Annotated in this window: 18 protein-coding genes; 10 read left to right on the forward strand and 8 right to left on the reverse strand. The window is 32.8% G+C overall.

Going from position 1 to position 14,085, the window contains the following annotated elements:
• Positions 1-8: 8 nt before the first annotated feature.
• Positions 9-194 carry a hypothetical protein gene (locus OEM44_09300; protein ID MDH3516990.1) on the reverse strand — a complete coding sequence of 62 codons (186 nt, stop codon included), beginning with the start codon at positions 192-194 and terminating at the stop codon, positions 9-11.
• 612 nt (positions 195-806) lie between these two features.
• On the opposite strand from OEM44_09300, the gene OEM44_09305 reads away from it, so the two are divergent.
• Positions 807-1,028, forward strand: a complete 222-nt coding sequence (locus tag OEM44_09305) for a hypothetical protein (GenBank protein MDH3516991.1) — start codon at positions 807-809, stop codon at positions 1,026-1,028.
• A gap of 321 nt (positions 1,029-1,349) precedes the next feature.
• Here the strand turns inward: OEM44_09305 and OEM44_09310 are convergent, their stop codons facing one another.
• The 3 genes from OEM44_09310 to OEM44_09320 form a co-directional block, all read right to left on the reverse strand.
• Positions 1,350-1,520, reverse strand: coding sequence for a hypothetical protein (locus OEM44_09310; GenBank protein MDH3516992.1), 171 nt, complete (start codon positions 1,518-1,520; stop codon positions 1,350-1,352).
• 160 nt (positions 1,521-1,680) lie between these two features.
• Positions 1,681-1,887 carry a hypothetical protein gene (locus OEM44_09315; protein ID MDH3516993.1) on the reverse strand — a complete coding sequence of 69 codons (207 nt, stop codon included), beginning with the start codon at positions 1,885-1,887 and terminating at the stop codon, positions 1,681-1,683.
• Between the two features lie 499 nt (positions 1,888-2,386).
• The gene (locus tag OEM44_09320) at positions 2,387-2,827 is read right to left on the reverse strand and encodes a universal stress protein (GenBank protein ID MDH3516994.1); all 441 of its coding nucleotides are present in this window, start codon (positions 2,825-2,827) and stop codon (positions 2,387-2,389) included.
• A 199-nt stretch (positions 2,828-3,026) separates the two neighbouring features.
• On the opposite strand from OEM44_09320, the gene prs reads away from it, so the two are divergent.
• Complete coding sequence (prs, locus tag OEM44_09325; GenBank protein MDH3516995.1) at positions 3,027-3,914, forward strand: ribose-phosphate diphosphokinase; 888 nt, start codon at positions 3,027-3,029, stop codon at positions 3,912-3,914.
• A 28-nt stretch (positions 3,915-3,942) separates the two neighbouring features.
• Here the strand turns inward: prs and OEM44_09330 are convergent, their stop codons facing one another.
• Positions 3,943-5,481: an AMP phosphorylase gene (locus tag OEM44_09330; GenBank protein MDH3516996.1), complete on the reverse strand. Its 1,539-nt coding sequence runs from the start codon at positions 5,479-5,481 to the stop codon at positions 3,943-3,945.
• A gap of 355 nt (positions 5,482-5,836) precedes the next feature.
• Here OEM44_09330 and OEM44_09335 point away from each other — a divergent pair, with 355 nt between their 5' ends.
• The 7 genes from OEM44_09335 (at position 5,837) to OEM44_09365 (ending at position 10,497) form a co-directional block, all read left to right on the forward strand.
• Complete coding sequence (locus OEM44_09335) at positions 5,837-6,016, forward strand: universal stress protein (GenBank protein MDH3516997.1); 180 nt, start codon at positions 5,837-5,839, stop codon at positions 6,014-6,016.
• 968 nt (positions 6,017-6,984) lie between these two features.
• On the forward strand, positions 6,985-8,043 hold the full coding sequence (gene amrS, locus OEM44_09340; protein ID MDH3516998.1) for an AmmeMemoRadiSam system radical SAM enzyme: 1,059 nt from the start codon (positions 6,985-6,987) through the stop codon (positions 8,041-8,043).
• A 115-nt stretch (positions 8,044-8,158) separates the two neighbouring features.
• On the forward strand, positions 8,159-8,371 hold the full coding sequence (locus OEM44_09345; GenBank protein MDH3516999.1) for a hypothetical protein: 213 nt from the start codon (positions 8,159-8,161) through the stop codon (positions 8,369-8,371).
• A complete protein-coding gene (locus tag OEM44_09350) occupies positions 8,368-8,781 on the forward strand; it encodes a bifunctional nuclease family protein (protein ID MDH3517000.1) in 414 nt (137 codons plus the stop codon). Before OEM44_09345 ends, OEM44_09350 begins: the two co-directional genes overlap by 4 nt.
• Positions 8,782-8,975: 194 nt before the next feature.
• On the forward strand, positions 8,976-9,302 hold the full coding sequence (locus OEM44_09355) for a hypothetical protein (protein MDH3517001.1): 327 nt from the start codon (positions 8,976-8,978) through the stop codon (positions 9,300-9,302).
• A 111-nt stretch (positions 9,303-9,413) separates the two neighbouring features.
• A complete protein-coding gene (locus OEM44_09360; GenBank protein MDH3517002.1) occupies positions 9,414-9,617 on the forward strand; it encodes a hypothetical protein in 204 nt (67 codons plus the stop codon).
• Positions 9,618-9,774: 157 nt separating this feature from the next.
• Entirely contained in the window at positions 9,775-10,497 is a 723-nt protein-coding gene (locus OEM44_09365) for a PAC2 family protein (GenBank protein MDH3517003.1), read from the forward strand.
• Positions 10,498-10,661: 164 nt separating this feature from the next.
• Here the strand turns inward: OEM44_09365 and OEM44_09370 are convergent, their stop codons facing one another.
• Positions 10,662-11,168 carry a hypothetical protein gene (locus tag OEM44_09370; protein MDH3517004.1) on the reverse strand — a complete coding sequence of 169 codons (507 nt, stop codon included), beginning with the start codon at positions 11,166-11,168 and terminating at the stop codon, positions 10,662-10,664.
• 321 nt (positions 11,169-11,489) lie between these two features.
• Between OEM44_09370 and OEM44_09375 the strand changes: the two genes are divergently transcribed.
• Positions 11,490-11,615, forward strand: coding sequence for a universal stress protein (locus tag OEM44_09375; GenBank protein ID MDH3517005.1), 126 nt, complete (start codon positions 11,490-11,492; stop codon positions 11,613-11,615).
• A 164-nt stretch (positions 11,616-11,779) separates the two neighbouring features.
• Here OEM44_09375 and OEM44_09380 read toward each other — a convergent pair whose 3' ends face one another.
• Together OEM44_09380 and thsB are read right to left on the reverse strand one after the other, a co-directional pair.
• Positions 11,780-12,196 carry an ATP-binding protein gene (locus OEM44_09380; GenBank protein ID MDH3517006.1) on the reverse strand — a complete coding sequence of 139 codons (417 nt, stop codon included), beginning with the start codon at positions 12,194-12,196 and terminating at the stop codon, positions 11,780-11,782.
• Positions 12,197-12,310: 114 nt separating this feature from the next.
• Complete coding sequence (gene thsB, locus OEM44_09385) at positions 12,311-13,957, reverse strand: thermosome subunit beta (protein ID MDH3517007.1); 1,647 nt, start codon at positions 13,955-13,957, stop codon at positions 12,311-12,313.
• Positions 13,958-14,085 lie beyond the last annotated feature (128 nt).

The following is a 14,085-nucleotide window of genomic DNA, read 5'->3' on the forward strand; positions in this document are numbered from 1 at the left end:
AATCCATGTTATACTATAAAGTGGTGCAGTGACCATTCTGTTCGGTGGTCTGACTTGATTCCTGTTACCTGCATGTAATCTTCTAATGTTTTGATACATCTTTTCAGGTCATATTTTCCCTTCATAAACATAACATTGTCTTTTATGATTAATTTTACTGATTCTACTATCATGTTAATTTCTGTTGTCGTCATATCATTTCCAATTGTCTGATGGTCTTTGTCTTTTCTTTTGTAATAACATGTGATTTTCTTTTTATAACTGATGGAACCAAGTACTTCTATGACGTGTCTTTGCCAATCATGATTAATAAATTAGGATCTTCTCATAGAGTAATCTATTTTGATTTTCAAAAGTGAGAGTCATAGAATTTCCTAAATAATCTGTTGGTGTTTACAGAGTTGTAAAAAACATGGGAAAGTGGTGTCTTAACTGTGGCAAAGTTATGAAAGAACCAGAGTTGACTCACTGTTCTGATGAATGCCTCATGAAATATGTGAAAAAAAGCAAGTCAAGATGAAAAAATGGTAATGATGTAGAGTCTTGTGATGAGTAATCAAATCCTTGGAAATGATTTTTTTAAAATTATCTATGCTGTTCAAATAAATTACAATTTTATATTCATACTAAACTAAAAAATATCGTGATATAGTGTAATACATTGTTGCAGTTTTTTCCAATCTTGAAATTCTAATAAATGATTTTAAATCTAATTGAACAATCCCATGCATGGTAAAAATCACACACAATAAACGAGGACACACTACAAGCATTTTGCAGATAACATATTTGAATACCAAGATAACTTGGCTAAAAACGGAGTAAAGATAGATACCCCTGATTTTTACAATGACGCATTCAAGAAATTCTACAATTCTGTAAGTTCTTCATATTCAAACCAAGCAAGAATAGCTGAAACCGCGCTTAATGTAATGGAGCAAAATCTAAAACTACTTAATGGAAACATGGGGGTTTTTACCGATCTGATGTCATCATTTTATTCATGGTGGACTTTAACGAAAAACTAGAATGAGTTATTTTTTACCAATTTCGGAAAAGTTTCAAAAAAACCTCCGAATAGATAGGAATAATCGATAAAATTATCGGAAACTCTCGGAGAATTTCACCGAATTGATAAATTATTACTCCGAATTGATACCGAAAAGAAAACTGTCGAAACTGAATTGATAAAAAATATCAGAAACACAGTTGTTTCAAACCGCTTTTCCATATCTGTATTCGTTTTAGATGTTATCACTTTTTCCATTTTTGTAATGGTTGTATAGCTACAATCCTCCTCTGAAAAATGGTTGAATCACTAAAACACTAGGCCATAGGTATTTGTATATTTAGTCCAACTCATCCAGGTACACTTCCTCGTTTTCTGAAGGGCCAATCACAATTTGCTCAAAACTGGTACCCTTACACTGTGGACATTCTGTGATTATTGTGACTCCTGCCTTTTTAGAGAACACATTACCACAAGACTTACAGACTCTCAATTCATCCAATGTTGCCATAAAAGAACAAGTGCGCAATCCCTATTTTACATATTGCAAAAATTCAACTCTGGAATCTATACGTTTAGTGTAAGGTATTGGCAATACATTCTATGAATTCTGAACCATTTATGGTGACATATTATGTTACATACAAGTAAGTACAGCCCTCAAAGATGATCTATTCAGAAAATATGATATCTATGAAAAGTCCAGATCTTGGACACGAAGGACATAATATTGCAATGACACTTACCCCCAGGTGACGAGTTTTATCGAGGTAGGGTACATTTGTTGCCTCTGAGTCAGTACAATTTGTATCATTGACAGGACCCAGAGATCCTGTCAATAATAAGGGAGCCAACATGGACCATTGATGAAAAGACAAAGTATGCATTCACCTTCATCAGGGCAGACAAAACAAGCAGTACCTGAGAATTTTCTGGAAATGGAATAGCATTTCATACCATGAAAGACACTCCATTTACCATTCATACACTATTACTCTGGAATCAATTGACAAGTAATCCTCTTTTTTATTTTTTTAATGGTTTTTTTGTATGTTTAATTAAATTCTATAAAACATGACTAATTTTTTAAAACCAGTAAAAGCATTATTTCTTCATCATACTTTTTCTCACCATTGAAAATCGAATATCCCTAATTTCATTTATTATGGTAGATACTTTTTCATTCATCTCATACATATCTAATCAATCTTTTTTTGTGCTTTAGGTTACATATCTGTACTACAATATACTCATGAAAATTATTTATATTATGATTGTTGTGATTTTTATTTTTAATAATTAAGATATATTATCAATTAGATGAGTGAGAATAGTGAATGTAGATGCATTTGATGTTGCATTCTTACATTAAATGGATTATTTTGTAATCATCACAGGACAGTGAATTTTTTGGCTGACCCCGTGAGCAACACTGCCAAGAATCATCTTATCAAATCCAGCTCTTCCATGTGAGCCCATTACAACTAGATCAATTTTATGTGATTTTGCAAAAGATGCTATTTGGTCTGTTATGCGTACGGTAGGAATTATCTTAAAGTTTATTGGAACGCCTGTCTTCTTTTTTGTAGGTTCTATCATTGTTGAGATATTTTCCCGTGCTGCCTTTTCTTCTTTTTTTAGTACTGCCTTGGCGTAACGTGAATCATAGTACCATACACCACGATATTCAGGTTTGGCAAGACATGTGAGAACAGTTAACTTTGAATCATATTTTTGTGCAATATCTAGTGCAATCTTGAATGCATGAAGTGAATATTTTGAACCATCATATGGCACCATGATATTTCTAAAAAGCATGAATATCGACACATTATGAACTATTAAAAACAGATGGTATGCTTATCAAAGATGAAAATAGTTAACAAAAAAACCATCTGATTGTACCGAATTAATTTTTGATTCTGGGCATGAATTTTTACTATGATATCGTATCTTATGTTTACTTGAGATCATAAAAAAATAATACTAATAAGAAAAATAAACTCCATTATTGTTGATGAATGATTATTTTGTTATTGGAAGCCCTGCCTCTAAAAATCTAGCAAAAAAGATTGCAAAAAAACTACAAACAAGATATCTAAAAACAACATTGAGAGTTTTCGCTGATGGAGAAAGTAAACTCACCATTTCAGGACATATAAACAATGGAACAATCATTGTCGTATCTTCCATGGGCCCACCTGTGGATTCCCATCTTATTCAAACTCTATCCTTAATTTCAAAGTCTCGCGAAATGTCTTCAAACGTGATTGCTGTAGTACCATATATGGGATATGCCAAACAAGACAAAGAGTTTCTCAAGGGAGAAATCGTAACAATTTCAGTTATTGCAAAATTGTTCAAAGCAGCTGGCGCAACACGATTAATCGTAGTTGATTTTCACAGTCCAAAGGCGCTTAGTTTTTTTAAATTACCTACAAAAAATATTTCTGTTGTTTACTTATTTGCAGAGTACTTCAAAAAATATAAACTGAAAAACCCACTTGTGATATCCCCTGACCTATTTTGGAAATCCAATGCAGAAAAATTTGCAAAACATATCAACGCAACAGCTGTTGCCATAAATAAACAAAGAAATAGGAAGACAGGAAAATTAGTCATCAAACCACCTTTCCCAAAATTTTCCAAAGGGCAAGACATAATATTCTTTGATGACATGGTGTCTACGGGCAGAAGTATTCTAAGGATAATTCAATCTCTTAATAAAGAAAATTTCAGAAAGTTGTACGTAGTATGCACACATCCTGTTTTTGTGGGAGATGCAGAAAAAAAGATCAAAAAAGCAGGAGTTGCAGAAATCATAGGAACAAACTCTATTGAAGGGAAATTTTCAAAAATTGATTTATCATATATTATTTCTAAAACCATCCTGGATTGGAAATAATAATTTTTTTGTAACATTTAGTTTCTAATCATCTGTCAATTACAAAGGTTCTTTCCACTACTGGGGATTCAGTTATTGTGTGAATTAACATATCGGATTTTTTACCCACGCCTAACGGAGATTGCGTAGAAAGAATGTATTTTACTCTATCGAGTTTGTGGGGTTTTTCAGAATAAACTGTAAACAACAATTCTCCCTTCTCTACAGGATCCCCATTTTTTTTGTTAAACACAATTCCTGCACCTTTGTCTTTTGGAGCACCTGCTGCACGTCCTATTTCTACGATAATTCTATTTTCCATCCATAGGACTTGTCCAGGTTTTTCAGAACGGATAACCAACGAGTATTTTCCAATTTGGATGTCTTCTGGAAGTATTGACGGATTACCACCTTGAGCCTTGATTATTTCTCGCATTTTTTGTTCTGCCTTGCCGGATTCAAGTATTTTTTTTGCAAGCGAGTAGCCGTCTTTTTCTCCCAATAATTCAAATATACTTCCAGAAATATGACATGCTTTGTCGATTAGATCAGGAACGCATTTTTGATTCATTAAAACCTCAAGTGCCTCTTTTGCTTCAAGTGCCGGACCAACGGTATTTCCTATTGGCTGTTCACCAAAAGTTACTATACAATGAGTATGAATTCCTAATCTACGACCAAGCTCCATAATGTCTCTTGCTAGAAGATCTGCCTCTCCTGTTGTTTTCATTTTTGCACCTCTTCCAGTTGGAATATCAATAACAAGATGAGTTGCACCAACTGCTTTCTTTTTACTCATGATGGATGGCAAAAGCAACGGATCTATATGAAGAGAAAATTCTGTTTTCACAAATATGTCATCAGCAGGAGCTAATTCGATTGCACCACCCCATACAATGCATCCATTTGATTTTTTTAGTATCTGCAACATTTTATTTGTAGTGGATTCTACAGGCATCAAAACTTCTGCACGGTCTGCAGTTCCCGCTGCTGAAGTAATGGCTCTGGAAGATGTTTTTGGAATAGTAAACCCTTTTGATGCGATTATAGGAACTACCAATAATGTTGTTTTGTCTCCTGGAACCCCTCCAATACTGTGTTTGTCTACAATGATTTCCTTATCAATTTTGAGGGTTTTACCTGTATCCACCATTGAACGGGACAAGCTTGTTGCCTCATCTAGATCTATTTTGTCTATATGTAATGCAGTTACAAATGCCGAAATTTCGTTTTGATTGAGATTACCATCAACCAAATCCTTTACAATTTCATGTATTTCTGAATACAGTAATTTTTTCCCTGAAAGTTTGTTTCGGATAAATTGAAGTGATTTTGGAAATGGGGCAATGTCTACATCCACTATGGAATTTTGCTTTAAGGAAAGTATTTTTCTAACTTCTTCTGTTACGCCTAGGAATCCCCTTTCAATAGTTGTAGATATGTTGACTATTGCAGTGATTTTCTTTTTTGCTTGAATGGTTACACGCTCAGAGGCATTGATGTTCAATTCATCAGCATCATTGTCATTCAAAAACACGAATGGTTTACCGCCTGAATCAATGTTTAGAATTTTTACTTTTAGTTGCATTATGTGCTATTTTGATATGGAATTGTCTTTTATAACATTGATGAAATATGGTTTTCATTATCCTGTTTAAACTAGTTTTCTAAATAATGGCTAAAACCATTAATTTTCACTGACCAACAAAACATTAAACCAAATTTTGTGGTCTTTGAATGGATCAAAAAACTCTATTAGAGGTTTGAGATTTGCATTAGGGGTTGTAAAACAATCAGGATCATCAGTCAGTGGGTTGAATGCATGCTCTCCTTTAATGTTTATGAAATCTCATCACTCATAATAAATAAAATAAAACAAAGAAGTGATGAGATAGTCAAGCAAGCAGAAGAAATATCACAAAAACAAGGTATAGTTTTTCGGTGTGTTTAAAGAAGTCAGCAGCAATGTTGAAAAAACAATTGTCACTTATTCTAAAAACCATGATGTGGATATGATTGTAATAGGTTCTCAAAGTCCAGATCCGGAACTTGAAATATTTTTAGGCAGTGTTGCCAATCATGTTATCAACAAATCAAAAATTCCCGTAACAAAAGTGAAATAATTAATTTTAATTCAAGATAATAAAATAGTATAAATCAGGCAGTTGATTATCACGGATTACATTTTTAATCAATAAAACATAATTCAAGACATGGTAAAAATATCAGGATCTGTGTGCATAAATTACCCAACGCGTTTTCTAGACAAGGCGGATGACCATTAGACACAATTGTTCGCATTGTGGTTTTGAAAATAACGAGAAAGTATCAAACTAACAACAATCTTCAAAAAATATCCTTCATCTATTTAATGAAAACTAGAGGTATTTTTGATTATTATTTTATTTTCATTTATAATTGATCATTTTTTTATATTGAAATTTGCTGTATTGGTTCAAAATTATTGCTCAGTCTAAAACGACATGGCTGTTGACAGAATTTATACCAAATAAACACTTATCTCACTATTGCGTCAAATATTTCAGTTAAAACTAATTTTGCATTTTTTTCAGGATCCAAAATAGTGTCAATTGTAATGTGTTTTCCTTTTACAGGTTCGTAGATTTTTTTCATTTTTTAATAAACTTCAACACTTGCATCAGAATAGTCATTTTTCCGTTCTTTTAGGCGAGAAATGATGATATTTTCAGGACACATGTATTCTATTACAAAAAAATCTCCTCTGAAAAAAGGATCAAAAATAACGATAAAAGATCACATGTTAAAATTCAAATCTGATTTTCATAAATAATCTTTATTTTGACATTATCTAATTCTCTTTGATTAATTTTTCTAATAGATACTGTTATGTTATTTACCATGTTTTTTTTTCTGTCTGAGTGCGTGGTATTATTCTTTTAAAAAATTATCCCTGAAAATCCCTTTTTGAATGTACAATATCATTGGTTGTTTCAATGAAGATTTAATTTGTAATAGAAAAATATTGTAAGTAGAATTTTTGTATGATTTATGATTCCCAAAAGTGATAATTACCTATCTGTTTAATGTCAAAACTCATTTAAATATAGAAGTGCAGAAAGAAACAGTACTTTATGAAAGATTACCAAATCACAAGGTAAGATGTTTGGCATGTGCCAGGTATTGTGAGCTTGGTGAGGATCAAATTGGATTATGTGGGATTAGAGGGAATAAGGATGGAAAACTTGTTCTTTACGTCTATGGAAAGGTTGCTGCAGCACATATTGATCCAATCGAGAAAAAACCTGCAACTCATTTCATGCCGGGAAGCAAGGTTTTCTCAGTTGGTACAACTGGTTGCAATTGGCTGTGCAAATATTGTATCAACTTTGACCTCAGTCAAAGAAGGAAAATCGAAGGAGTAGATATCACTCCCAAGGAAGTTGTAGACATGACACTTCAAAGAGGATGTCAGGGAATTGCATATACATACAACGAGCCTAGTATATTTTTAGAATATGCAAGAGACTGCGGGATCTTGGCAAGAAAGAAAGGATTGTTTAACATTTTTGTTTCAAACGGATATGGTACACCAGAATCAGTCTCAATGATGAATGAATTCCTGGATAGCATAACTGTTGACTTTAAAGGAAATGGGGAGGAAAAATTTCTCAGAAAATATGTGGGGATACCTAATTCTCAACCCATCTTTGATACGTTAATTGAAATTCGAGATAAAACAAAAATTCATGTTGAAATTACGGATTTGGTAGTTCCTCAAGTTGGAGACAACCGGGAACATGCAAAAAAACTTTGCAAGTTTGTGTATGATGAATTTGGACCAGATATACCCATTAATTTCTTACAGTTTCATCCTTCATACAAGATGATGGAGTTTGAGGCTACCCCTGTTCAAACTTTGGAGAAACATCATGAAATTGCAAAGAAAGAAGGTTTGAGATATGCATATGTCGGCAATGTTCCAGGACATCCATTGGAGCACACCTATTGTCATGAATGTAAAAAAATTGCTGTCAGGAGATACAACTTTGACATTCTAGAATGGAACCTTGATGAGAATAATCAATGCAAATACTGTGGAACTAAAATTCCAATCATTGGAAAACTAAACTCAATATACAAAGAAAGACGATTTGAGTTTGTGTTTTAATTGTCTTAAATTTCTTTATTTTTTTGCTTTGAATTAAAAATTAAAAATAGGCTCAGTGTTTTTCAAATATGGCAACTTTGAACTAGTTTATCTAGTATTACTCTTATTTGAAAATATGGATCCCCAATCGCAAAAAAAGATTGATGATATTATGATTGAGACAAACGAAAAAGTGTCTGCAATTGTAAATGAAATCAGAGACATTAGATTTTCAAAAATGGACGAAGATGAAAAACAAATAAAATGCGATAAATTAAGAGAAGAATTTGAAAAAATCATGATTGAAGAGGAGAAGAAAATAGAAAAAGTGATGGAAGAATTCAAATGAAAATTGATGAAATAGATCCAGATTACGAGACAGTTAAGGTAGACCAAATTGGAATTCTTGATTCACAAACAGGCGCAGTATTGCTCAAAGATGGAAGAGTTGAATTTGTAATGTCTGGTTTTTCATCAGAAGTTGCAAAGATTATTTCTGATTTTGCTAATGGGAAACGTGACGATCCTCCAACAATTTATCGCCTGGTTGAACAAATTTGTGAGGAAAATGAAATCTTTCTAGTCAAAGTCAAAATCTATGAAAGTGGGGGAATTTTCAGGGCAAATCTGTATTTTACTGGAAAAAAAGATATGGTATTTAGAAATTTCAGGGCATCAGATGCTATTGCGTTGGCGACTTACTACAACATTCCCATTCTGGTAAGAAAATCCATGTTGAAAAATATTGAAAAAAACTGAATCTCTAGAGTAAAAGATTAATCTCTTCAAAATTAATCTAATCTACAACTTCTAGAAAAGTTTTCATTTACAAAGCAGATGGAAGACAGATCCAATTCAATGAAAACAAGATTTAGTACATGTATTGGAAATGGAGCAAGTAAGCAAACTGCAAAACGAATTCTAAAAAAGTCAAATCCAAAGTTTATCTAGATATGACTCCAAATAACATTTACAAACAAGTCCTTTGTGCTATTTCTGAAGAAAAAGATCTCAAAGCATTACACCAAAAATACCAATTAAAGGATGCAATTATAAGAATGGATTATACATCTTTGCATTTTGAAAAGTATGGTGATTTCACACAATATGTAATACAACATTTCAAGTCTGGTGTAGATCATCATTTTGCTGGAGTTTCGTTTGAAATGATGGGTGATGATGAAAATACAGAGGAGCCTTCCAGAATCTGTTTTAATCCACGTCCTATTATCTCCATGATCCATACCTGCTCACGAAATAACACCTTCTTGAATTTATGAAGTGATAACTCTTAGAAATGAAAACTGTTTTTTAATTTAGCATGATCTGTTAATATGTTAGATTATAACCCCCCTAGATGTTTTTAGAATAAAATCAAAAGATGGTTGGTCATGAAAGAGATTATTTTTACAAAGCGCACTATTCTTCTGTTGATGACCGGTATTGGACTGGTTCTTTTTTGGAGAGGAATATGGGAAGTATCTGCAAAATTATTTTCAGATGAGATAAGCTTGGTAGTTGGATTGATAATATTAATTTCAGTTGCAGTCTATGAAAGAAGACAAATTTTTCAGTTTTTTGGAAATGGAAGATGAATGATTCTCAGAGAGTAAAATAGAATCAAAAAGATTAGATCTCTTTAGTTAGTAATTATCATTTTTTATCAGTTTACATCAAAAATAAATTTAGTCATACCAGAACTGAAAATCAAGTAAATGTACTTTATTTGGTTTCAGTAGACAGTAATCAGTCATGAGTTCAAAAGATATGCGGGATGAGAAATTTTTAATTGTGGCATTCCCAAGTTTGGGGTTGGTAGGATCTTTTGCGACATCTTACCTGATGACTCAATTACAGATGAAAGATATAGGAGAACTAGAAATTACAAAGATTTCTCCTGCATACAGAATTAGTCAGGGGGAAATCTTTGGACCAGTTCGAATCTACAATAAAGATAACATTTATTCCATTTTAGAAGATATTCCGTTGAATCCAATTGCAGCATATGATTTAATAATAAAATCACTAGAATTTGCTAAAACAAATAACATTAAAAAAATAATTATTCCGCGTGGATTGGAGGTGGGTGAGGACTTCAAAGAGGAGTCTATTTCATATGGTCTGGCAGTCAACAAGAATTCTAAATCACTTTTGAGCGAATATAACTTACCACTTATTCCTGGAGCAACAGTTCTAGGTGTTGATGCAAGTATTATTTCTGCATTAAAGAATTCAGATACAGCAAGTATTGTTTTGTATACTACTTGCAGAATGATGATACCTGATGACGATGCCATAATAAAATCTATTAAGACACTTGCAGAAATCATCAAGGCTAAAGTAGAAATTGAAAAATTTGAGGAAATACTTGAAAAAATAGGCAAGAAGAATCAAAAAATGGTAGAAGAAACTAAAAAATATTTTGAGAATGCATCAGGAACACCTGCATCAATGCCGCCAGCAGGAATTGCATGATTAACAAAAATTAAAATGATTTTTTGGATTTTATTGGATTAGTTACTTGATGGTGGGAAATGATAATTTTACTGTCATGCTGATTCACACATTAGGATGTTGGAAAATCTGATGATTAATTTTCATGTCTAAATAGTATTGAATACCAAAATATTTTAAAAAAATTAAATTATTTTTCTGGCTTTTTGAGCTTTTTTGATATTTTCTTTTCTGGCTTTTTGCTGCTTCTTGGTAGGTTTGTCCTTTTCAGGAATATTCTTTCTAGGTTTTGCATGGAAGATATTGCCTTTGTATTTTTTAATTGGTCCTCTTAGATTACTTAGTATTTTTTTGATTTTAATATCATTTGACTTTAAATGACCATTTTCAACATATGCATCATTTTTGTGAATTAGCCAACAGTGCGTTGCCCAACTACCACTAGATCTTTTTCCCGTAATTCTTTGTGTATGACCAGTTCTGCCAATATCATGAGTACGAAAAGTGTCAAATTCGGATTTTGGACGAACCACTATTCTATAATATTTACCATGAGGCCCCATTCCAGGTTTTTTTCTGGATCGTCCTTCAGGTTGACTTAACTCTCGTTGATGAGAAGTCATGCTTTGCCATTTTTGCTGTGCTTTTTTTACATTTTCTTTAGCAGCTTGAATTTGTTTTGCAGTTGCCACTATGTCGTTGTAATAACATTGTATTTAATATGAGAATCTAAATGTCAGTTTTGATTATAAAAAAGGATTTCAGAATACTCTTTGTTTTTTCTTTTGTTACAGTATATGATTTATGTGAATAATTAAAATTATTTTACTATTGAATGCCTTGAATTGCCTTTATGCTATTTTTTGTTGAATCTAGAATTTCTTGATATGAAAAAGGACATTAAATAAACAAAATGAATATCACAAATCAGAATCAACATAAAGTACAAATCTGTTTTTCGATATAGCGCTCTCAATTAATACTTAAAATAATGACAAGGAGAAAAAAGAGTTATGCCATTTGATGGTTCTAAATATTCTGAAAAAGCATTTGAAAAGGAATTGGAGATTGCAGAAAGGTTTGAATCAAAAATTACAGCAATGACCGTCATACAGTCAAAAACAACTGCTAAATTCTAAAAAGGAAGACCCGAGATAAAAATTCTAAAAAACAGAATGGTCATTACATCAAAATCAATTGGCATTTAGATAAAACAAAGACATTAGTCAAAGGAATAAGTTTTTTTGCAAAAGTGGTTTTACGAACATCGTACAACTCATAAACAATTATCATCATCCATAAGTTAGATATTTTTTGGTTGTTCATAGTCTTTTTTTACAACAAGTATGTCGAATCCCTCGTCCTTTGTAGGGGTCTCAAGATCCTTTAATTGTCTATTAATTGCAACCAATGGAAATTGTTCATTTCTCCTCATCCTCCTTTGATGGAGTAATCCAATAGATGTATTCATAAAAATTCCAATCATTTTAGCATTGTATTTTTTTGCCATATCGATATGCATTTTTCGAATATCTAGTGTAAGATTAGTATCATCAACAACTATGCTCTTACCTTGCTTAAGACATTGTTCAATGTAGTTCATCTCCTTTTTTCTATTGTTGTCAAAATAATAAAGTCGTATTTCTTCATGATCAAAATTTGCTTTAACATAGGTGGTTTTACCACTTAATGCAACACCAATCATCAATACATAATCCATTTACATCATTTGTTAGACCAACTAATTACCGATTTTTAATGAATTAGAAAACATTTCTACACGACATATACATAATGATGACAAACTAATTATCACATCTTGAAATACTTTTTCCTATTCCATATCCATTCCAGGCATTCCCCCTGGCGATGGTGGCATTGCAGAGCCTCTTGATGATGATGCAACTATATTATCAATTCGTAATATCATGTTTGCAGTCTCAGTAGCTGCTTTTATTATTTGCTCTTTGACCTTGACTGGTTCCATAATTTTCAGTTTCTCAAAATCTGCAACAGTTCCATTAATTACATCAACACCGGTATGTTTTTCACCATTACTTTGTTTTGATCTCAATTGTGTAATAGTATCAATAGGATTCATTCCAGCGTTTCTTGCAAGTGCAAGAGGAATAGATTCCATGGCATCTGCAAACTTTTCAACTGCAAGCTGATCCCTCCCAGAAAGCGACTTTGACCAGTCTCTGAGTTTTAGAGCAATGAAAGCCTCAGGAGCACCGCCACCATAGACGATCTTTGGTTTTTCAATTACATCCTTTACAACCATCAAGGCATCATGCATAGACCTGTCTGCCTCATCTATCACTCTTTGGGTGCCACCTCGTAACAATATGCTAATTGCCTTTGGATTCTTGCATCCTTCAATGAATACCCAGTTATCCTCTTCGACTCTTTTTTCCTCCACATTTTCTGCCAAACCAAGATCTACATCATTAAGATCATCTACCCTTCCGACTATTCTGCCATCAGTAGCTTTGGCAAGCTTTGTCATATCACTTTCCTTGATTCTTCTGACTGCAAGCATTCCTTCTTTACTCAAATAATGCTGAACGAAATCATCTATTCCCTTTTGGCACAAGACAACATTGGCCCCAGTTGATTTTATCTTGTTTACCATGTCTTTGAGCATCTGATTTTCTTCTTCCATGAATGACTTTATCTGATTGGGGTTAGAGATGTTCAACTTTGCTTCAAACTCGGTCTTTTTAATCTCAAGTGCCTCACTTATCAGGGCAATCTTTGCATTCTCAATTCTTCGTGGCATGCCACTATGAACGATTTCCTTGTCAAGGATTATACCACTTACCAATTCACTGTCAGAAATTGAGCCGCCTGTCTTTTTTTCTATTTTTATGTTATCCAGATTGACTTTGAATGAATTATTTTTTTCTTCAATCACTTTTAATGTAGCATCAACTATCAATTTAGCAAGATCAGTTGCCTCAATTGATACAAGTTTTGTCTGCATTGATGTGTTTGCAATCTTCTCAAGGATCTCTTTATTTTTTGATTCGATGTTTATTGTGATTTCAGACAAAAATTCAATTGCTTTTTTTGAAGCTTTTTTGTAACCTTCGGCAATTATCACAGGATGAATTTCATCATCAATTAATGATTCTGCTTTTTCAAGCAGAGCGCCTGCAAGAACAACTGCAGATGTTGTACCATCTCCTACTTCACTGTCAGTAGCTTTCGCTACCTCCACCATCATCTTTGCAGCAGGATGTTGCACCTCGATCTCTTTCAGAATGGTTGCACCATCATTTGTAATTGTAATATCTCCAAGAGAGTCTACAAGCATCTTGTCCATTCCTCTTGGACCAAGACTTGTCTGGATTATCTCGGCAATAAGCTTTGCAGCTCTGATGTTATTTCTTTGAGCATCACGTCCACGTGATTGTCTTGTTCCTTCTTTAAGCAAAATTATAGGAACACCCTCTGGTGTAGTTCCAACTTGAGACATTATATTTCCTGATTTTGTTTTGATGTATTTATTGTTATGATATAATTTTCATTTTTGAAATCATATTATTTTGATTGCAAAACAAAAACTTGTACTTTTTTATTAAAATTAGACAATTGGGAGATAAA

The sequence above is a fragment of the Nitrosopumilus sp. genome, from assembly GCA_029862745.1.
Taxonomy (GTDB): domain Archaea; phylum Thermoproteota; class Nitrososphaeria; order Nitrososphaerales; family Nitrosopumilaceae; genus Nitrosopumilus.

Excerpts from the sequence above, each read along its gene's own strand:
- OEM44_09330 (MDH3516996.1), bottom strand. The coding sequence starts at position 5,481 with ATGCAACTAAAAGTAAAAATTCTAAACATTGATTCAGGCGGTAAACCA.
- OEM44_09345 (MDH3516999.1), top strand. The coding sequence starts at position 8,159 with ATGGATCCCCAATCGCAAAAAAAGATTGATGATATTATGATTGAGACA.
- OEM44_09380 (MDH3517006.1), bottom strand. The coding sequence starts at position 12,196 with ATGGATTATGTATTGATGATTGGTGTTGCATTAAGTGGTAAAACCACC.
- OEM44_09355 (MDH3517001.1), top strand. The coding sequence starts at position 8,976 with ATGACTCCAAATAACATTTACAAACAAGTCCTTTGTGCTATTTCTGAA.
- OEM44_09320 (MDH3516994.1), bottom strand. The coding sequence starts at position 2,827 with ATGCTTTTTAGAAATATCATGGTGCCATATGATGGTTCAAAATATTCA.
- OEM44_09375 (MDH3517005.1), top strand. The coding sequence starts at position 11,490 with ATGCCATTTGATGGTTCTAAATATTCTGAAAAAGCATTTGAAAAGGAA.
- OEM44_09360 (MDH3517002.1), top strand. The coding sequence starts at position 9,414 with ATGAAAGAGATTATTTTTACAAAGCGCACTATTCTTCTGTTGATGACC.
- OEM44_09310 (MDH3516992.1), bottom strand. The coding sequence starts at position 1,520 with ATGGCAACATTGGATGAATTGAGAGTCTGTAAGTCTTGTGGTAATGTG.
- OEM44_09350 (MDH3517000.1), top strand. The coding sequence starts at position 8,368 with ATGAAAATTGATGAAATAGATCCAGATTACGAGACAGTTAAGGTAGAC.
- thsB (MDH3517007.1), bottom strand. The coding sequence starts at position 13,957 with ATGTCTCAAGTTGGAACTACACCAGAGGGTGTTCCTATAATTTTGCTT.
- OEM44_09300 (MDH3516990.1), bottom strand. The coding sequence starts at position 194 with ATGACGACAACAGAAATTAACATGATAGTAGAATCAGTAAAATTAATC.
- OEM44_09365 (MDH3517003.1), top strand. The coding sequence starts at position 9,775 with ATGAGTTCAAAAGATATGCGGGATGAGAAATTTTTAATTGTGGCATTC.
- prs (MDH3516995.1), top strand. The coding sequence starts at position 3,027 with ATGAATGATTATTTTGTTATTGGAAGCCCTGCCTCTAAAAATCTAGCA.